At 62.8% G+C, this 18,894-nt stretch carries 14 protein-coding genes; 13 read left to right on the top strand and 1 reads right to left on the bottom strand.

Annotation, left to right across the window (positions count from 1 at the left end):
- Positions 1-150: 150 nt before the first annotated feature.
- The 13 genes from CNX70_RS11855 to CNX70_RS11795 all read left to right on the top strand — a co-directional run bounded on the left by CNX70_RS11855 (position 151) and on the right by CNX70_RS11795 (position 17,990).
- Entirely contained in the window at positions 151-1,164 is a 1,014-nt protein-coding gene (locus CNX70_RS11855) for a substrate-binding domain-containing protein (RefSeq protein ID WP_096234840.1), read from the top strand.
- A gap of 322 nt (positions 1,165-1,486) precedes the next feature.
- Complete coding sequence (locus tag CNX70_RS11850) at positions 1,487-3,124, top strand: alpha-amylase family glycosyl hydrolase (RefSeq protein WP_096234839.1); 1,638 nt, start codon at positions 1,487-1,489, stop codon at positions 3,122-3,124.
- 88 nt (positions 3,125-3,212) lie between these two features.
- Positions 3,213-4,298, top strand: coding sequence for an ABC transporter ATP-binding protein (locus tag CNX70_RS11845; protein WP_096234838.1), 1,086 nt, complete (start codon positions 3,213-3,215; stop codon positions 4,296-4,298).
- 109 nt (positions 4,299-4,407) lie between these two features.
- On the top strand, positions 4,408-5,628 hold the full coding sequence (gene malE / locus CNX70_RS11840; RefSeq protein WP_208624526.1) for a maltose/maltodextrin ABC transporter substrate-binding protein MalE: 1,221 nt from the start codon (positions 4,408-4,410) through the stop codon (positions 5,626-5,628).
- A gap of 181 nt (positions 5,629-5,809) precedes the next feature.
- Positions 5,810-7,321, top strand: coding sequence for a maltose ABC transporter permease MalF (malF, locus tag CNX70_RS11835; RefSeq protein ID WP_096234837.1), 1,512 nt, complete (start codon positions 5,810-5,812; stop codon positions 7,319-7,321).
- A gap of 9 nt (positions 7,322-7,330) precedes the next feature.
- A complete protein-coding gene (gene malG, locus CNX70_RS11830; protein WP_096234836.1) occupies positions 7,331-8,221 on the top strand; it encodes a maltose ABC transporter permease MalG in 891 nt (296 codons plus the stop codon).
- Complete coding sequence (locus CNX70_RS11825) at positions 8,179-9,861, top strand: alpha-amylase family glycosyl hydrolase (RefSeq protein ID WP_244199121.1); 1,683 nt, start codon at positions 8,179-8,181, stop codon at positions 9,859-9,861. Before malG ends, CNX70_RS11825 begins: the two co-directional genes overlap by 43 nt.
- Positions 9,858-10,769: a carbohydrate kinase family protein gene (locus tag CNX70_RS11820; protein ID WP_096234834.1), complete on the top strand. Its 912-nt coding sequence runs from the start codon at positions 9,858-9,860 to the stop codon at positions 10,767-10,769. The genes CNX70_RS11825 and CNX70_RS11820 overlap by 4 nt, the downstream gene beginning before the upstream one ends.
- 94 nt (positions 10,770-10,863) lie before the next feature.
- Positions 10,864-12,150, top strand: coding sequence for an O-acetylhomoserine aminocarboxypropyltransferase/cysteine synthase family protein (locus tag CNX70_RS11815; RefSeq protein WP_096234833.1), 1,287 nt, complete (start codon positions 10,864-10,866; stop codon positions 12,148-12,150).
- Positions 12,151-12,741: 591 nt separating this feature from the next.
- Positions 12,742-14,295, top strand: coding sequence for a glycerol-3-phosphate dehydrogenase (gene glpD / locus CNX70_RS11810; RefSeq protein WP_244199120.1), 1,554 nt, complete (start codon positions 12,742-12,744; stop codon positions 14,293-14,295).
- 147 nt (positions 14,296-14,442) lie between these two features.
- Positions 14,443-15,942, top strand: coding sequence for a glycerol kinase GlpK (glpK, locus tag CNX70_RS11805; protein WP_096238406.1), 1,500 nt, complete (start codon positions 14,443-14,445; stop codon positions 15,940-15,942).
- Between the two features lie 42 nt (positions 15,943-15,984).
- Positions 15,985-16,692, top strand: coding sequence for an MIP/aquaporin family protein (locus CNX70_RS11800; protein WP_096234831.1), 708 nt, complete (start codon positions 15,985-15,987; stop codon positions 16,690-16,692).
- Positions 16,693-16,985: 293 nt separating this feature from the next.
- Complete coding sequence (locus CNX70_RS11795; protein ID WP_208624525.1) at positions 16,986-17,990, top strand: AraC family transcriptional regulator; 1,005 nt, start codon at positions 16,986-16,988, stop codon at positions 17,988-17,990.
- Between the two features lie 30 nt (positions 17,991-18,020).
- On the opposite strand, the gene CNX70_RS11790 is transcribed toward CNX70_RS11795, so the two are convergent.
- A complete protein-coding gene (locus tag CNX70_RS11790; protein ID WP_096234829.1) occupies positions 18,021-18,824 on the bottom strand; it encodes an SDR family NAD(P)-dependent oxidoreductase in 804 nt (267 codons plus the stop codon).
- Positions 18,825-18,894 lie beyond the last annotated feature (70 nt).

Below are 18,894 nucleotides of genomic sequence, written 5' to 3'. Positions count from 1 at the left end.
TCAGCAGTATCCTCTTTTAGCGCGGGCGCCCCTGGGTTTGCCCGCGTATTTTTTTGGGCGCTGCCGCCGCTGGTCATACCCCTGATCATTCCGGCATTTATCAGATAAACTACCCTGCATCGCTCCCGATCCACCCCAGACGCAGCATCCATGAACCTCAAAAATCTCGCCAAAACGCTAGGAATATCCGAAACCACCGTCAGCCGCGCCTTGAATGGCTATCCGGAAGTGAGCGAACGCACGCGCGAGCGGGTGCTGGCCGCCGCGCAGGCCGCCGGCTACCGTCCCAATCCCATGGCGCGCAGCCTGGCCGTGGGACGCACGAATATCGTCGGCATCATCTACCCGCTGATGCCGAACGACCTGGCCGACCCCATGTTCATCGACATCGTCGGCGGCATGTCGGAAGCGCTGGAAGCGCAGCAGATGGACATGATGATCGCGCCCGCCTCGGCCACGAATGAATTCCACACCTATCAACGCATGGTCAAGGGCCGCCGCATCGACGGCCTGATCGTCGGACGCACGAAACCGTACGACGAGCGCATCGCCTACCTGGCGCAGCAAGGCATGCCGTTTGTCGCGCATGGCCGCACGCAGCTGAACCAGCCGCACGCCTGGTTCGACTACGACAACGAGGCGGGCATGCGCCTGGCCGTCGAGCGTCTGGCGCAGCTGGGCCACCAGCGCATCGGCCTGATCAGCGCCACGCCGGACCTGAACTTCGTGCGCCAGCGCGTCGAGAGTTTCCAGCACGCCATGCAGGCGGGCGGCCTGGCCGTCGACCCGGACAACCTGGTCGACAATGCGCACGACCGCCGTGCCGGCTACCAGGCCATGCAGCGCCTGCTGGCCCGCTCGCCCCGTCCCACCGCCGTCATCGTCGACAATCACATGTCGGGCGTGGGCGCCGTGCGCGCCCTGCTCGACGCGGGCATCGCCATCGGCAGCGAGATGTCGCTGATCGTCTGGGGCGTAATGGAAGATTCCCTGGCCGGCCACAACGTCACCACCGTGGTCCAGCCCGACCCGCGCGGCGCCGGCGCGAAGATGATTCACATGCTGCTGGCCCTGATGGATGGCACGCCCGTCGCCGACTTGCAGGAACTGTGGCCGTGCGAACTGTTGCCGGGCGAGTCGGCCGGGCCCGCAATACACGCCTGATTTACCCCTAGAGCAAACTACTGGGGTCGGTCACTGCGTGATCGGAATGCGTCCCACTGGGACGCATTCCCCCGGCGGGTCCGCCCCCAGCCTCCGCTTGGGGTTTTGTAGAACTCCCTCTTCCGCTCTGTTTTGCCGTCCTGAATCACCCTTATAAAAAAATCGTATGTCTGGCGCGTGTATCGCTTTACTTTTCAAAGCGCTTTGAACTATACTCATTTCATACCCAAAGCGCTTTGAATTTTAAAATAAGACGTTCGCCTACCAACCAGCAGCGCTGCCCTGATAGCCAAGGCTACAGGCAACTTTTAAGAAATCATTCATGCCGACCATCCAGAACAATCTCGCCCACCTGCCCGCCGACTGGTGGCGCAGCGCCGTCATCTATCAGGTCTATCCACGCAGCTTCCTCGACAGCAATGGCGATGGCATCGGCGACTTGCCCGGCATTACCTCCAAGCTCGATTACATCGCCGCTCTGGGCGCCGACATCGTCTGGATTTCGCCCTTCTTCACGTCGCCGATGAAAGACTTCGGCTACGACGTGGCCGATTTCTGCGACGTCGATCCCATGTTCGGCAGCCTGGCCGATTTCGACCGCCTGGTGGCGCGCGCCCATGAACTTGGCCTGAAAGTGATGATCGACCAGGTGCTGTCGCACTCGTCCGACGTCCACCCGTGGTTCGTGGAAAGCCGCTCCAGCCGCGACAATGCCAAGGCCGACTGGTATGTATGGGCCGACCAGAAACCCGATGGCACGGCGCCCAACAACTGGCTGTCCGTGTTCGGCGGTTCCGCCTGGCAATGGGAGCCGCGCCGCGGCCAGTACTTCCTGCACGATTTCCTCGCCAGCCAGCCCGACCTGAATTTCCATAACCCGGCCGTGCAGCAAGCGCAGCTGGACAACCTGCGTTTCTGGCTGGAACGCGGTGTCGATGGCTTCCGCTTCGATTCCTGCAACTTTCCGTATCACGACCAGTTGCTGCGCGACAATCCGCCAGCCGCCCAGCGCGACGCCAGCAGCGTGTCGGCCATCAACCCGTACGGCATGCAGGCGCACGTGTACGACAAGACGCAGCCGGAAAACATCGCGTATTTGCAGCGCGTGCGCGCCGTGCTCGATGAATACCAGGCCATTTCCATCGGTGAAGTGGGCGACGACAATGCGCTGGCCACCATGGCTGCGTACACGGGTGCCGACAAGCTGCACATGGCTTACAGTTTCAACTTGCTGACGGCGGAGTTTTCGGCCGCGCACATCCGCACGCAAGTGGAAGAATTCGAAGCGCAAGTGGCCGACGGCTGGGCTTCCTGGTCCGTGGGCAACCACGACAGCGTGCGCGTCATGACGCGCTGGGGCGGCCAAAACCCGTCGCCATCGCTGGCCAAGGTGGTGCTGGCCGTGCAAGCGGCGCTGAAAGGCACGCCGTGCCTGTACCAGGGCGACGAGCTGGCCCTGACGGAAGCGGACATTCCTTTCGAGGCGCTGCAAGACCCGTACGGCATCCCGTTCTGGCCCCAGTTCAAGGGCCGCGACGGTTGCCGCACGCCGATGCCGTGGGTGGCTGACGCGCCGCATGGCGGCTTCAGTTCGGCAAAACCCTGGTTGCCCGTGCCGCCCGAGCATCTGGCGCGCGCCGTCGACGTCGAAGAGCGCGATAGCGCCTCGCCCTTGACGTTTGCGCAAAACATCCTCGCATGGCGCCGCACCCTGCCGCAATTGCTGCGCGGCGATATCGTCTTCTTCGATGCGCCGGAACCCGTGCTGGCCCTGCGCCGCGACTTGCCGGGACACCCGTCCGTGCTGGCCGCCTTCAACCTGGGCACCGAAACGGTCACGTTTGACTTGCCGGCCGCTGCAGCAGCGGCCGACCTGGCCGGTCACGGCTTGCCGGGTAGCAAAGATGGCCAGCAGATCAGCCTGCCACCGCATGGCGGCTGGTTCGGCACCCTGGCGTAAATCGCAGGCTTTGGCGGCCGTGCCGCCAATTACAATAACGAGCCCCGCGCATCAGCGGGGACGAATTGACAGAACGAGGACGACAGACATGGCTGGACTGAAGTTAACAGGCCTGAAGAAGGCATATGGCGACGTGCAAACCCTGCACGGCATCGACCTGGAGATCGCCGATGGCGAATTCATGGTCTTCGTGGGGCCGTCGGGTTGCGGCAAATCCACCTTGCTGCGCAGTATCTGCGGCCTGGAAGAAATCAGCGGCGGCGACTTGTTCATCGGCAAGACGCGCATGAACGACGTGCCGCCCGCCAAACGCGGCATCGCCATGGTATTCCAGAGCTATGCCCTGTACCCGCACATGAGCGTGGCGCAAAACATGGCGTTTGGCCTGAAACTGGCTGGCATGAGCAAGGTGCAAATCGCCGACGCCGTGCAGCGCGCCGCGCAAATCCTGCGCATCGAACCTTTGCTCGAACGCAAACCAAAAGACTTGTCGGGCGGCCAGCGCCAGCGCGTGGCCATCGGCCGCGCCATCGTGCGCAAACCCGACGTCTTCCTGTTCGACGAACCGCTGTCCAACCTGGACGCCTCGCTGCGCGTGCAGATGCGCATCGAACTGGCGAATCTGCACCGCGAATTGCGCTCGACCATGATTTACGTCACGCATGACCAGGTCGAAGCGATGACCCTGGCCGACCGCATCGTCGTGCTCAACGCGGGCCGCATCGAACAGGTAGGCGCACCGCTGGAGCTGTACCACCATCCTGCCAACCTGTTCGTGGCCGGCTTCCTCGGTTCGCCCCGCATGAACTTCCTCAAAGGCAAGATCCACAGCTATGCCGACGGCGTGGCCACCATCGCCACCAACGCTGGCGGCATGCTGCAGGCAGTCCTGACGCAGCCGCTGGCCAGCGGCACCCCCGTCACCATCGGCGCGCGCCCCGAACACGTGCAGGCATGCGCGCCCGGCGCCACTGCCGCCATCACTGCCAGCGTGCAGGCGGTGGAAAAACTGGGCGATATCAGCTATCTGTATGTGCAGGTACCGGGCGGCGACGAGCCGCTGGTGGTGCGCGCCGATGCCGATACGGACTGGGCGATTGGCCAATCCGTGGCGCTGCAGGTGGCGCCCGCCCGTGTCCACGTGTTCGACGAGCACGGCCAGACCCGGACCTGACACCCGAATTAAGGGGCCAGGCGCTACAGGCGCCGCCTGGCCCGGTTGCATCATTTCAGCCTTGATACTCAACATAAACTTAGCATAAAAAAAGATACTGGAGATTGACATGTCCTTCACGCACCCGAAACGCAGCTTCATCAAAACCACCCTGATCGCCGCCGCCCTGGCCGGCATCGGCAACCTGGCCGCCGTCAGCATGGCGCACGCGGCCGAAGCAGGTACCCTCCTGATCTGGATCAATGGCGACAAAGGCTACAAGGGCCTGGCCAAGGTCGGCGAGGAATTCACCAAGAAGACGGGCATCAAGGTCGTCGTCGAACACCCGGAAGATGCACCAAACAAATTCCAGCAGGCAGCGGCCGCCGGCAAGGGCCCGGACATCTGGATCTGGCCGCATGACCGCATCGGCGGCTGGATCGACGCGGGCTTGCTGCAACCAGTAACGCCAAGCAAGGAAGCGCGCGCCGCCATCCTGCCGCTGGCGTGGAACGCCTTCACGGTGGGCGGCAAGACCTGGGGCTACCCGATCTCCATCGAAGCCGTCGCACTCGTCTACAACAAGGACCTGGTGCCGAATCCGCCCAAGACGTTCGAGGAAATCGCCGCGCTGGACAAGAAACTCTCCGCACAAGGCAAGAAAGCCATCCTGTGGGATTACACGAATACCTATTTCACCTGGCCTTTGCTGGGCGCGGGCGGCGGCTTCCCGTTTGAAGTCAAGTCCGACGGCCGCTACGATGCGGCCAAGACGGGTGTCAACAATGCCGGCTCGCAGGCGGGCGTGAATGCGCTGATGACCCTGATCAACAGCGGCGCCATGCCGAAGGGCGCCGGCTATGCCGAGATGGAAGCGGGCTTTAACCAGGGCAAGATCGCCATGATGATCAACGGCCCATGGTCGTGGGACAACGCGCGCAAATCGAAGATCAATTACGGTGTGGCAACGATTCCTACCGTGGCAGGCAAGACGGCCACCCCATTCGTGGGCGTGCTGGGCGCGATGATTTCGAAAGCCAGCCCGAACAAGGACCTGGCGACGGAATTCCTGGAAAACCAGATGCTGCAGCTCAATGGCCTGAAAACCATCAACGCCGACGTCCCGCTGGGCACGCCAGCTAACAAGGTGCTGTTCGCGGAATTGAAAGCCAACCCGAACATCCAGGCGACGATGGAAAGCGCGCAAGCGGGCCGCCCGATGCCGAACAACCCGGAAATGGGCCGCTTCTGGTCGTCGATGCAATCGGCGCTGGAAAACATCACGCAAGGCCGCCAGAGCACCAAGGATGGCCTGGACGCGGCGGCGAAGCGGATTACGACGGCGAATTGATCAATAAGCACTGAACCCCAAGCAACACCTGGGGTCGGTTCCTTCGGAATCGCAACGCATCCCATTGGGATGTGTTGCCCCGTCAGGGTCCGACCCCGGCCGTTCAACGGGTTCTGCCATCAACACGCCAACATCGTTCCCGCACCATCCTTACAGCGCTTCATTTTCACAGGTATCCATCGTGCGCAAGTTTATCGGCCCTACGGTATTGACCATCAGCATGGCGCTGGGTCTGTATCTGCTCTTCATGTTGTACATTTCCGGCCAGACCATGCTGGCCGCCGTTTTCCTCGGCTTGCTGACCCTGACGACGTTTGTCTTCACGTCGCCGCGCGCCTATGCCTACCGTTATCTGTTTCCCGGCATCACGGCGGTCATCGTCTTCGTGCTGCTGCCGATGGTGTACACGGTGTCGATCGGCTTTACCAATTTCAGTTCGCGCAACCTGCTCACCTATGAGCGGGCCACGCAATATTTGCTGGACGAGACGCAGCGCGTGGAAAGCACGGGCTACGCGCTGACAGTGCACCCGGACAACAAGGAATACCGCTTGCGCCTGGAAAGCCCGGACACGGGCGAAGTGCTGCTGACGCCGCCGCTGGCCCTGAAGCGCGCCGTGCCTTTGACCGTGGAAGTGGCGCCGCCTGACCCCGTGCAGGCGCCCGTGCTGGCCCCGCCGCTGCCCATCAAGGACATCATCGCGCTGCAAAAGGATTTGAAACAGCTCACCTTGGTCATGCCGAACAAAATCGAGCTGCGCATGGTGGGCTTGCGCGAATTCGGCCCCGTCGCGCATGTCTACAAGCAGCTGCCCGACAAAACCCTGAAGAAGATCGCCACGGGCGAACTGGTCAAACCGAACTTCAAGACGGGCTTTTATGAAATGCCCGATGGCACGAAACTGGAACCGGGCTTCAAGGTCAATGTCGGCTTCGCCAACTTCGTGAAGATTTTCTCCGATGAAGCGTTCCGTGGCCCCTTCCTGCGCATTTTCGTCTGGACCATCGTTTTCGCGCTGATCAGCGTGGCCACCACGACGGGCCTGGGCATGGTGCTGGCCGTGCTCTTGAACTGGGATGCGCTGCGCTTCCGCGGCCTGTACCGCACCCTGCTGTTCCTGCCCTACGCCGTACCGGGCTTCATTTCCATTCTGGTCTTCAAGGGCTTGTTCAACAACAACTTTGGCGAAATCAACCTGGTGCTCGACGCCCTGTTCGGCATCAAGCCCGCCTGGTTCTCGGATACCACCCTGGCCAAGGCCATGATTTTGATCGTCAATACCTGGCTCGGTTACCCCTACATGATGGTGGTGTGCATGGGCTTGATCAAGGCGATTCCGTCGGACCTGTACGAAGCGTCGGCCCTGGCCGGTGCGGGACCGCTGACGAATTTCTTCAAGATCACCTTACCCCTGATCATCAAGCCACTGACGCCGCTGATGGTGGCCAGCCTGGGTTTCAATTTCAATAATTTTGTGCTGATCAGCTTGCTGACGGGCGGGCGTCCCGATTTCCTCGACACGACCTTACCGGCCGGCACGACGGACTTGCTCGTGTCCTACACCTACCGCATCGCGTTCGAGGATTCCGGCCAGAACTTTGGCCTGGCCGCCGCCATCTCGACCCTGATCTTCTTCCTCGTGGCCGCGATTTCGCTGGTCAACATGCGCCTGACGCGCATGAACAAAGCATAAGGAGAGCATATGGCTATCGTTGTCGACCGTTCCAACCGCTGGCGCATCCTGGCGGCCCACGTCGCCGTGATCGCGCTGATCGCGCTGGTGATGTTCCCTTTCCTGATGATTTTGTCGATCTCGCTGCGTCCCGGCAACTTCGCCTCGGGCAGTTTGATCCCGCCCGAGATCAGCTTCGAGCACTGGCGATTGGCGCTGGGCATGTCTTACCAGGCGCCCAACGGCACCCTGGTCGAGCCGGACTTCCCCGTGCTGCTGTGGCTATGGAACTCCATCAAGGTGGCCAGCATGAGCGCCACCGTCACCGTGCTGCTGTCGACCACCTGCGCGTATGCGTTCGCGCGCATGCAGTTCCGCTTCAAGTCGCAAACCCTGTCCGCGCTGATGCTGCTGCAGATGTTCCCCGCCGTGCTGGCCCTGGTGGCCATCTACGCCATCTTCGATGTGCTGGGCAGCTACGTGCCATGGCTGGGCATCGACCACCACGGCAGCCTGGTGCTCGCTTACACGGGCGGCATCGCCCTGCATATCTGGACCATCAAGGGCTACTATCAAACCATTCCCATCGAAATCGAGGAAGCGGCCAAAGTCGACGGCGCCACGCAGTGGCAAGCCTTCATTTACGTGCTGCTGCCGATGACGGTACCCATCCTGATGGTGGTCTTCCTGCTGTCCTTCATCGGCGCCATCATCGAATATCCGATCGCCTCCGTGCTGCTGCATGAACAGAGCAACCTGACCCTGGCCGTCGGTTCGAAACTGTTCCTGTACGAGCAAAAATACCTGTGGGGCGACTTCGCCGCGGCAGCCATTTTGTCCGGCCTGCCTATCACAGCTGTATTCCTGCTGGCGCAAAAATGGATGATCTCCGGCCTGACGGCTGGCGGCGTGAAGGGCTGACCATGCGACGCACCCTGACTACGCTGGCCGCCCTGCTCCTGTGCGTTTCGGCGCAGGCAGGGGGTTTTGCAGACAATCCCATCGTCTACTTCGCCGTGACAGATCGCTACGCCAACGGCAATCCCGGCAACGACCATAGTTATGGCCGCGCGGCCGACCCGCAAGGCGGCGATGTCGGCAGCTTCCATGGCGGCGACATCGCCGGCATCACGCAAAAACTACAAGCCGGCTATTTCAAGGAACTCGGCGTCAACGCCCTGTGGATCACGGCGCCGTACGAGCAGATCCACGGCTGGGTGGTGGGCGGCAAGCAGCAATTCCAGCACTACGCCTACCACGGCTACTGGGCACTCGACTACACCACCATGGATGCCAACATGGGCACGCGCGAAGAATTGCGCGAGATGATCAACACGGCGCACGCGCAAGGCATCCGCGTACTGTTCGACGTGGTGCTGAACCATCCCGGCTACGCGGACTTGCGCACCCTGGCCGAATACAAGGTGCCCGTGCTGTGGCCCGGCCACGAAAAAGCCGGCTTGCGCGACTATCACAGCTTCATCGACTACAACAACTTCGCATTCGCGCAGTGGTGGGGCCCGGACTGGGTGCGCGCCGGCTTGCCCGGCTATCCCGACGGCGGCCAGGACGACTACACGATGCAGCTGGCGTATCTGCCCGACTTCCGCACGGAGAGCGGCAAGGCCGTGGGCTTGCCGCCTATTCTGCAGCGCAAGGCCGACACACGCGCCGTGGCCCTGCCCGGCACCACCGTGCGCGGCTACCTGGTCCACTGGCTGGCCGACTGGGTGCGCGAATTCGGCGTCGACGGTTTCAGGGCCGACACCGTCAAGCACGTGGAACCAAACAGCTGGCTGGCCCTGCGCGCGGCCGCCACCGATGCCCTCAAGGATTGGAAAACGCGCCATCCGCAGCAAAAAATCGACGATGCGCCATTCTGGATGACGGGTGAAGCGTGGGGCCACGGCCCCGAACGCAGCAGCTGGCATGACGCCGGTTTCGACTCGATGATCAATTTCGATTTTCAAGGCCGCGCTGGCGGCGACTGGAAAAGCATCGACGGCGTGTACCGCCAGTACGCGGGCTTGCTGAATAAGAGTCCCCGCTACGACATCCTGTCGTATATCTCCTCGCACGACACCAGCCTGTTCCCGCGCGATCAATTGAAACATGGCTTGTCCGCCCTGCTGCTGGCGCCTGGCGGGGTGCAGCTGTTCTATGGCGATGAAAGCGCGCGCCAGCCGGGTGTGGCGCCCGCCGGCGACGAACAGCAGGCCACCCGCTCCGACATGAACTGGGACTCGCTCGATGCGGCCCCCCTGGCGCACGCGCGCAAGCTGGGCCAGTTCCGGCTGCGCCACCCTGCCCTGGCGCGCGGCGAACACAGGTTCATCAACGACAAGCCGTATGCGTTCGCCCGCGTGATGAATGGTGATCAGGACGACGCCGTCATCGCCGTGCCCGAAGCGCAAGGCGCGCTCGACCTGAAGGTACACGGCGTGTTCGCCGATGGCGCCCTGCTGCGCGACGCCTACACGAATCAAACCTACACCGTCAGCAATGGCGCCGTCGCCGTGAACGCGGCCGGCAGCGTCCTGTTAGAAAAGGCAGCACCATGAGCACCTATGACATCTTAGTGGTCGGCGGCGCCGGCATCGACACCATCGTGCGCGTCCCGGACCTGCAATTGCCCGTCGCCGATTCGCTGCACGTGCCGCCCATCCGCGACTATGTGGCGCACACGGGCAATGGCGTGGCGCTGGGTTGCCACGCGCTGGGCTTGCGCTGCAAATTCATCGACTTCATCGGCGACGATGCGCAAGGCGCGGCCATCCTGCAGCGCTACAAAGATGCCAGGCTCGATTTTTCGCATCTCGTCGAACCTTCGGGCACGCGGCGCAGCGTCAACCTGGTCGACCCGCAGGGACGCCGGCTGTCGCTGTACGACGGCCGCCATCCGCAAGACCTGCGCATGCCGGCCGCCTTTTATCTTCCCTACCTGGGGCCCGCGCGCCACGCGCACTTTTCCATCATGGGCTGGGTGGCCGAACTGTTTGACGACGCGCAAGCGTGCGGCACCACGGTATCGACCGATTTGCACGACTGGGATGGCGTCAACCCGCACCACAAGGTCTTTGCGCTGCGCGCCGACCTGGTCTTCCTCAGTACGGCGGCATTGAAAGAGCGCACGGAATCGGTCATGCGCGCGATTATCGCGCAAGGCCGCGCGCAGCTTGTCGTGGCCATGGCCGGCGCGCACGGCGCCTACCTGCTGGAACGGGGCAGCGCGTCCGTACGCCACTATCCGTGCGCGCAGCTGGACTTGCCCGTGGTGGACACGAATGGCGCCGGCGACTCCTTCGTGGCCGCCTTCCTTCAGGCATGGCTGGATGGCGCGGGCATCGACGCCGCCATGCGCCGCGGCGCCATCGCGGGCGCGTTTGCCTGCGCCCAGCATGGCACGCATGAACGGTTTATCGCGCTGGCAGAGCTGCATGACTTAGATCAAGACAGCACTAGCTTATGACTTAATATTCTATCAAGCGTAGCAACGGGCTAACGGACGCATGGCACAATGGCTGCGGATTTGACCACCGCATACCATCGACACCGGAGACCACATGAGAATCGAAACCCTGGCCGTGCACGCCGGCTACACACCCGACCCGACCACCAAGGCCGCCGCCGTCCCCATCTACCAGACGGTGGCCTACGCCTTCGACAATGCCCAGCATGGCGCCGACCTGTTCGACCTGAAAGTCGCCGGCAACATCTACACGCGCATCATGAACCCCACGCAGGACGTGCTGGAAAAAAGAGTCGCGGCGCTGGAAGGCGGCGTGGCGGCGCTGGCCGTGGCGTCAGGCATGGCGGCCATCACCTACGCGATCCAGACCATCGCCGAAGCGGGCGACAATTTCATCTCCGCCAGCCAGCTGTATGGCGGCACCTACAACCTGTTTGCCCACACCCTGCCGCAGATCGGCATCGAAGTACGCTTCGCCGACGCGCGCCAGCCCGAGACCTTCGCCGCGCTGATCGATGCGCGCACCAAGGCCATCTTCTGCGAATCGATCGGCAACCCGCTGGGCAATGTCACCGATGTAGCCAAACTGGCCGAAATCGCGCATGCGCACGGCATCCCGCTGATCGTCGATAACACGGTGCCGAGCCCCTATCTGTTCCGCCCCATCGAGCACGGCGCCGACATCGTCGTCCATTCGCTGACCAAATACCTTGGCGGCCACGGCACCACCGTGGGCGGCGCCATCGTCGACAGCGGCAAATTTCCATGGGCCGAACACAAGGAGCGCTTCAAGCGCCTGAACGAGCCGGACGTGTCGTATCACGGCGTCGTTTACACGGAAGCGTTCGGCCCGGCCGCCTTCATCGGGCGCGCGCGCGTGGTCCCGCTGCGCAACATGGGCGCGGCGATTTCGCCACTCTCCGCCTTCCAGCTGATCCAGGGCATCGAGACACTGGCCTTGCGCATGGACCGCATCTGCGACAACACGCTGGCCCTGGCCAAACACCTGAAAAACCATCCGAAAGTCGCGTGGGTCAATTACGCGGGCCTGGAAGACCACCCGGACCACGCGCTGGTGCAGAAATACATGAACGGCCGCGCCTCGGGCATTTTGTCGTTCGGCCTGAAACTGGCCGATGGCGAAGATCCGCGCGCAGCCGGCGCCCGCGTGCTCGACGCCCTGCAGCTGTTCACGCGTCTGGTCAATATCGGCGACGCCAAGTCGCTGGCCACCCACCCTGCGTCCACCACGCACCGCCAGCTCAATCCGGCGGAACTGGCCAAGGCCGGCGTGTCCGAAGACATGCTGCGCCTGTCGGTCGGCATCGAGCATATCGACGACTTGCGCGAAGACCTGGAGCAGGCCTTGAACGCCGCCTGAATCCGGTTGTGAATTCAAGCTGAAATCAGGCTGAAAGCCTGTCCCGGCATAGGCATGCAGACCGCGCCGGGATAGGTTGCTGCATGCCGCAAAGCCAAGCCGGCGTTCACGCAGAGCGCCTGCGACGCTTCTGTCATCGTCCCCATGCTTGCACTGGATCGCCCACCGGTCCAGCCCGCAACCTCCTTACCACCCTCCCCGCATCCCCTGGTATCACGCCTATGCCATGGCGACTGCTGCGCTGTTCCTGCCCGGTTTGATGATCGGCGAACGGCCGTGCTGCAGGCATGTGGCGGACAGTTGGCCTATGCGCCGCCGCTCATGCTTGATATGCTCGCGTTGCGAAAACGAATATAAACGAACAAAAAAGAAGAATTAAATGTTGTTAAATTTTCGAACGTGCGTAGAATAAACAAAAAAAAGCGCGTTATTTTTCACTTCAGCGCAGTTCTCTTCCTGTTCGCATGAAGCCCGGATGTGCCCACGGCAGTGGCAGGCAGGCGCATGGCAGCGACTGCGTGGCGCGATGAGAAACACCTGAAAGCATGCACTTTTTATAGCCCATAGCGGCCTATCAACACCTTCAGGATCATGATGCAATCGACAATCAAGCAGCTAGCGCAACAGGACTGTGATCTTTTAATCGTCGGCGGCGGCATCAACGGCGTCGGTATCGCGCGCGATGCGGCCGGCCGCGGTTTGCGCGTCATCCTGTGCGAGCAGCACGATCTGGCCCAGCACACGTCCTCGGCCAGCACCAAACTGATACACGGCGGCCTGCGTTATCTTGAATATTACGAATTCAAGCTGGTGCGCAAGGCCTTGCAGGAACGCGAATTGCTGTTGCGCACGGCACCGCACATCATGTGGCCGCTGCGCTTCGTCATGCCGCACGACGCCGGACAACGGCCGGCCTGGATGATCCGTGCCGGACTGTTCCTGTATGACCATCTGGCGCGACGCGCTTTCCTGCCGGCCTCGCAAGGCGTGTCACTGCGCCAGCACGTGGCGGGCGGCCCGCTGAAGGGCGATTTCGGCAAGGGCTTCGTCTACTCCGACGGCTGGGTGGACGATGCGCGCCTGGTGGTGCTCAATGCGCTGGACGCCAGCGAACGCGGCGCCAACATCCTGACCCGCACCCGCTGCGCGGCGGTGCGCCAGGAAGGCCAGGGCTGGCACGCCACGCTGGAGAGCGAGCAGCATGGCCGCATCGAGGTGAAGGCGCGCGCCATCGTCAACGCCGCCGGCCCCTGGACCGCGCAATTCGCCAACGCCGCCTCGGGCGTGAGCAATACGCACGGCCTGCGGCTGATCAAGGGCAGCCACATCATCGTGCCGCGCCTGTTCGACCATCCTTACGCCTATATTTTCCAGAACCAGGACAAACGCATCATCTTCGCCATTCCCTATCAGGACGAGTTCACCCTGATTGGCACCACCGACCTGGAATACACCGGCGCGCCCGGCAAGGTGACGATCAGCGACGGCGAAGTGAGCTACCTGTGCGAGGTGGCCAACCGTTACTTCACCAAACAGATTGCACCGGGCGACGTGGTCTGGACCTATTCCGGAGTGCGGCCACTGCTCGACGACAGCGCGCAAAACGCCTCGGCGGTGACGCGCGACTACCTGCTCGAATGCGACCCGAACACCGCCCCCTTCCTCAATATCTGGGGCGGCAAGATCACCACTTACCGGAAACTGTCGGAAGAAGCGCTGGCCATGCTGCAGCCGCGCCTGGGCGGCGATGCGCCGGACTGGACCGCCTCGGCACCCTTGCCGGGCGGCGACTTGCAGCAAGCGGGTGCGCTGGTTGAAAACATCGACTTCGAGCGCTTCGCACAACAACTGCACGCCCAGTACCCATGGCTACCGGGCAAGCTGGCGCAACGTTATGCGCGCTGTTACGGCACCCGCGCCAGGCGCATGCTCGGCACGGCAAAGAATATGACGGATCTGGGCGAGGAACTGACGCCCGGCGTGTACGAACAGGAAGCGCGCTATCTGTTTGAGGTGGAATGGGCGCGCTGTGCCGAAGACATCCTTTGGCGCAGAACCAAATGCGGCTTGTACTGCCAGCCGCGGCATGTGGCGCGTCTGGAGGAATGGATCAAACAGATGTCGATACCTGAGATGAGCACTTGAAAAAACAAGCCTGAGAGCCAGGCGGCATTGCCTTGCCTGGGCCATCTCCTTGGACACGGGATGACAGTTTTACCGAGTGACCGGCGCGGCAAAGACCGGCAAAAAAAATCAACTATAGACGGAGAAGAAGACATGCAAAAAATGGCGATGCAGGACCAATACATTCTTGCGCTCGATCAGGGAACGACAAGCTCACGCGCAGTATTGTTTGATCGGGCCGGCAACATCGTCTCGGTGGCACAAAAGGAATTCCCGCAAATATATCCGCAGCCGGGTTGGGTCGAACATGACCCGCAGGATATCTGGTCGACGCAGGCCGGCGTCGCCGCCGAAGCCGTCACGCACGCGGGACTGAATGGCGCATCGATCGCCGCCATCGGCATCACCAACCAGCGCGAAACGACCATCGTCTGGGACCGCGAGACGGGCCGCCCGGTGTACAACGCCATCGTCTGGCAAGACCGCCGCACGGCCGATTTCTGCGATGAACTGAAAGGCCGCGGCCTCGAAGCCATCGTGCGGGAAAAAACCGGTTTGCCGATCGATTCGTATTTTTCCGCAACCAAGATCCGCTGGATACTCGACAATGTTCCAGGGGCGCGCGAACGCGCCAACCAGGGCAAGCTCGCCTTCGGCACTGTCGACAGCTGGCTGGTCTGGAATCTCTCGCAGCAAGGACTGCACGTCACCGATGTCACCAACGCCTCGCGCACCATGCTGTTCAATATCCACACGCTGAAATGGGACGACGAGTTGCTGGCCATGATGGATATCCCGCGCAGCATGCTGCCGGAAGTGCATCCTTCTTCGGCTGTCTACGGCACCACCAAAACCACCTTGTTCGCCTCCTCCGTGCCGCTGGCCGGTATCGCCGGCGACCAGCACGCGGCGCTGTTCGGCCAGATGTGCACCAAGCCAGGCATGGTCAAGAACACATACGGCACAGGTTGCTTCCTGGTGATGAACACGGGCGACAAACCGATTGAGTCGAAGAACAATCTCGTCACCACGATCGCGTGGCAGATCGGCGAGCAAGTCAACTACGCGCTCGAAGGCAGCATTTTCATCGGCGGCGCGGTCGTGCAATGGCTGCGCGACGGGCTCGGCATCATCAAGAGCGCCGCTGAAATCGAGGCGCTGGCACGCTCGGTGCCGCATGGCGACGGCGTCTATCTGGTGCCGGCCTTCGCCGGACTCGGCGCACCGCATTGGAATCCGCGCGCCCGCGGCACGCTGTTCGGCGTGACGCGCGGCACCACCTCGGCCCACATCGCGCGCGCTGCACTCGACAGCATCGCCTACCAGTCGCTGGACGTATTGAAGGCCATGGAAGCCGATTTGGGCGGCAAGATCACCGAATTGCGCGTCGACGGCGGCGCGGTGGCCAACGATTTGTTGATGCAATTCCAATCGGACCTGCTCGGCGTGGACGTGGTGCGCCCGCAAATCACCGAAACGACGGCTCTGGGCGCGGCGTATCTGGCCGGCCTGGCGGTCGGCTACTGGAAGGATGTCAGCGACATACAGGACCAATGGAAACTGGACCGCCGTTTCACGCCGGCGCTCGACGCGAACACAGTGAAGAGCCACATACAGGGATGGCAGCGTGCTGTCAACGCCAGCAAAGCCTGGGCCGATGCGGTCTGATCGACCAAGCGCCCATCCCTGCCACCTCACTGGAAGTTTCACATGCATCCTTTATTCGCCGAATTCATCGGCACCACCTTGCTCGTCCTGCTCGGCAATGGCGTGGTCGCCAACGTCATCTTGCAAAAAACCAAGGGCCACAACAGCGGCCTGGTCGTGATCGCCATCGGCTGGGCGATGGCGGTCTTTGTCGCCGTGCTGTGCACCGCCACCGCCAGCGGCGGCCACCTCAATCCGGTGGTGACCGTGGCGCTGGCGGTGGTCGGGAAATTTCCCTGGGCAAATGTCCCCGCCTATGTCGCCATGCAGATGCTCGGTGGCATGATGGGGGCGTTTCTGGTATGGGTCATCTACTACAAGCACTTCGAGGCCACCCCCGATGGCGACACCAAACTGGCGGTGTTTTGCACCGGCCCGGCGATCCGTGGCACCTTCGGCAGCCTGGCTTCCGAAATGATCGCCACCTTCGTTCTCGTGTTTGCCGTGTTGAACATGGCGGCGCCGAGCTTCGGACTGGGCGCCATGAGTGCCCTGCCGGTCGCCCTGCTGGTGCTGGGCATCGGCGTGTCGCTCGGCGGCACCACGGGTTACGCGATGAGCCCGGCGCGCGACTTCGGTCCGCGCATCATGCACGCGATCCTGCCCATCCCGGGCAAGCGCGACAGCGATTGGCGCTATGCCTGGGTACCGGTCGTCGGGCCGCTGCTGGGCGCCGTCCTGGCGGCACTGCTGTACAACTATAAAATCTAAGTAATCCTCAGGAAATTATTGTGAAATTATGAAGAACAGAACCGGATGCTCTGCAAGGCGCCCTCTGCGACGCAGTGCGAGCACTGCTAGCGCGGCTGGGATTGCGGCTGGGCCATGGCGCCGCCGGCATGCCGCGCTCGCCTGGCTATTGGAACTGTGCAGCCGACCAGCGGGCCAGGTATCCCTGCCGGCATAAATCGACAACTTGCGCGAAGTGCTGGAACCGGCCTTGAACGCGGCCGGAGGCCCTGTTGCAAACCGCACGCAGGGGACTTCATGCCATAATCAGCGGCATGTCTTCTCCTCCCACTCCTCCTGAGCAGCCGGTATCTTGCCAGTTCCGTGGCCAGTTCCGCGCCGAATATGCGCGGCGCATGAATGCCGTGCTCGATCATATCGACCGCCACCTCGACACGCCGCTGGACCTGGCGCAGCTGGCCGACGTCGCGCATTTTTCGCGCTTCCACTTTCACCGCGTTTTCGCCGCCTGGATGGGCGAAACGCTGGGCGACTATGCGCGCCGCCGGCGCCTGGAAACGGCCGCCTTGCGGCTGGCCTGCCGCGCCGACGAAGCGATACTGGACATTGCCCTGGCGACGGGCTTCGGTTCCGGCGAAGCGTTTGCGCGCGCCTTCAAACTGAAATTCGGCTGTACCCCGACGGCCTGGCGCGCCGGCGTTGCCGCGAAAAACGCCGCCATGCTCACGGCCATGCGCCAGCGCCGGCAAGATAGCAATCCGGATCAGGCCATGCGCAATGCGGATCAGGAAAACGCGCCGAACTTCCAGCACCATGGGCACTCCAATCCATTTCATAGAGAGCGTCCCATGCAAGTTACCATCATCGACCTGCCACCCGCCAGCGTGGCGTGCCAGCGCCATATCGGCCCCTACGGCCCAGCCATCAGCGCCTTCTGGCGCGACACCGTCGCACCGTGGATGCAGTCGCACGGCCTGGGCGACGCCACCTGCTACGGCATCGGCCATGACGATCCCAGCATCACGCCACCGGACAAATGCCGCTATGACGCCTGCGTCGCCTTGCCAGATGGCTTCCAGGCAGCCGGCCGGGCCAGCATCACCACCCTGCCCGGCGGGCGCTATGCGGTAGCGCAGTTCAAGGGGCCGTCCAGCGCCATCGCCGAGACGTGGACGCGCATGACGCGCGAATGGCTGCCGGCCAGCGGCCTGCAGTGGGACGAGCGCCCCTGCTTCGAGCGCTTTTCCGCCGCCACGGCCATGGACCCGGCCACCGGCGAATTCTCGTGCGAGATCTGCATTCCCGTGCGGCCGCTGTAGCTTCGGCGCGTGGTGCTGTCAGCCCGTCTGTCAGCCATTGACACCATAGCGCGATGCCGGCTTGCCGTGCATCGCGCCCGCGAACAGCGCAAGGCGGGCCGCGTCGAAGCGCTCCCACAGCTCCTGGTCTTCGACGGAAGGCAAGGTCACCAGCTCGCCCTGGTCCAGGCCCGCCAGGGCCGCATCGACGCAGTCTTCCGCGCGCATGATGGTGGCCTGGTCCAGCTGCGCCAGCGGCACGCCGCTCAATTCCCAGATTTCCGTCGCCGTCGATGCGGGCAGCACCAGTTGCACCGTGATGTCCGTACCGGCCAGTTCCTGCTGCAAGCCCCGCGTGAAATTCATCACATAGCCCTTGGTGGCGCTGTAGATCGTGCTGACCGGCAGGATGTGGAAGGACAGCACGGAACCGATATTGATGATGGTGCCGCTGTTGCGCTGCTTGAATTGCGGCAGCACGGCGTAGGTCAGCTGGGCCAGCGCCGTCACATTCACCTTGTCCATGCTGGCGATGCCCGCCCTGGGCGTATCGACGACGGGCGCCAGGGTCGACGCGCCCGCGTTATTGACCAGCATGGTGATGGCCGGGTTGCCGGCCAGTTCTTCAGCCACGCGCTGCAGGTCGGCCGGTGCAGACAGGTCGGCCGCCATGGCGCGCACGGCCACGCCATACTTTTCCGCCAGCGACTTGGCCAGCACGCCCAGGCGCTCGACGCGGCGCGCCACCAGGATCAGATCAAAGCCACGGCTGGCAAGGCGGTCCGCATACACGGCGCCCAGGCCAGACGATGCGCCAGTGACGAGGGCCGTGCCTTGGATAGTGCTTGTACTCATGATGATTCCTTTAGGATTTTCAAATTGAAATGCAGGGACCGCAAGCATGATGCTTATCATGCTTCGATGC

The organism is Janthinobacterium svalbardense, assembly GCF_002327145.1.
GTDB classification, from domain to species: domain Bacteria; phylum Pseudomonadota; class Gammaproteobacteria; order Burkholderiales; family Burkholderiaceae_D; genus Janthinobacterium; species Janthinobacterium tructae.
The sequence above is the reverse complement of the archived record's forward strand: the minus strand, read 5'-3'. Positions and strand labels throughout refer to the sequence as shown.

Bases quoted from the DNA above. Each gene is read 5' to 3' on its own strand.
- CNX70_RS11845 (WP_096234838.1), top strand. From the start codon at position 3,213: ATGGCTGGACTGAAGTTAACAGGCCTGAAGAAGGCATATGGCGACGTG.
- CNX70_RS11820 (WP_096234834.1), top strand. From the start codon at position 9,858: ATGAGCACCTATGACATCTTAGTGGTCGGCGGCGCCGGCATCGACACC.
- CNX70_RS11825 (WP_244199121.1), top strand. From the start codon at position 8,179: ATGGATGATCTCCGGCCTGACGGCTGGCGGCGTGAAGGGCTGACCATG.
- CNX70_RS11800 (WP_096234831.1), top strand. From the start codon at position 15,985: ATGCATCCTTTATTCGCCGAATTCATCGGCACCACCTTGCTCGTCCTG.
- CNX70_RS11795 (WP_208624525.1), top strand. From the start codon at position 16,986: ATGTCTTCTCCTCCCACTCCTCCTGAGCAGCCGGTATCTTGCCAGTTC.
- CNX70_RS11790 (WP_096234829.1), bottom strand. From the start codon at position 18,824: ATGAGTACAAGCACTATCCAAGGCACGGCCCTCGTCACTGGCGCATCG.
- CNX70_RS11850 (WP_096234839.1), top strand. From the start codon at position 1,487: ATGCCGACCATCCAGAACAATCTCGCCCACCTGCCCGCCGACTGGTGG.
- glpD (WP_244199120.1), top strand. From the start codon at position 12,742: ATGATGCAATCGACAATCAAGCAGCTAGCGCAACAGGACTGTGATCTT.
- glpK (WP_096238406.1), top strand. From the start codon at position 14,443: ATGCAGGACCAATACATTCTTGCGCTCGATCAGGGAACGACAAGCTCA.
- malG (WP_096234836.1), top strand. From the start codon at position 7,331: ATGGCTATCGTTGTCGACCGTTCCAACCGCTGGCGCATCCTGGCGGCC.
- CNX70_RS11855 (WP_096234840.1), top strand. From the start codon at position 151: ATGAACCTCAAAAATCTCGCCAAAACGCTAGGAATATCCGAAACCACC.
- CNX70_RS11815 (WP_096234833.1), top strand. From the start codon at position 10,864: ATGAGAATCGAAACCCTGGCCGTGCACGCCGGCTACACACCCGACCCG.
- malE (WP_208624526.1), top strand. From the start codon at position 4,408: ATGTCCTTCACGCACCCGAAACGCAGCTTCATCAAAACCACCCTGATC.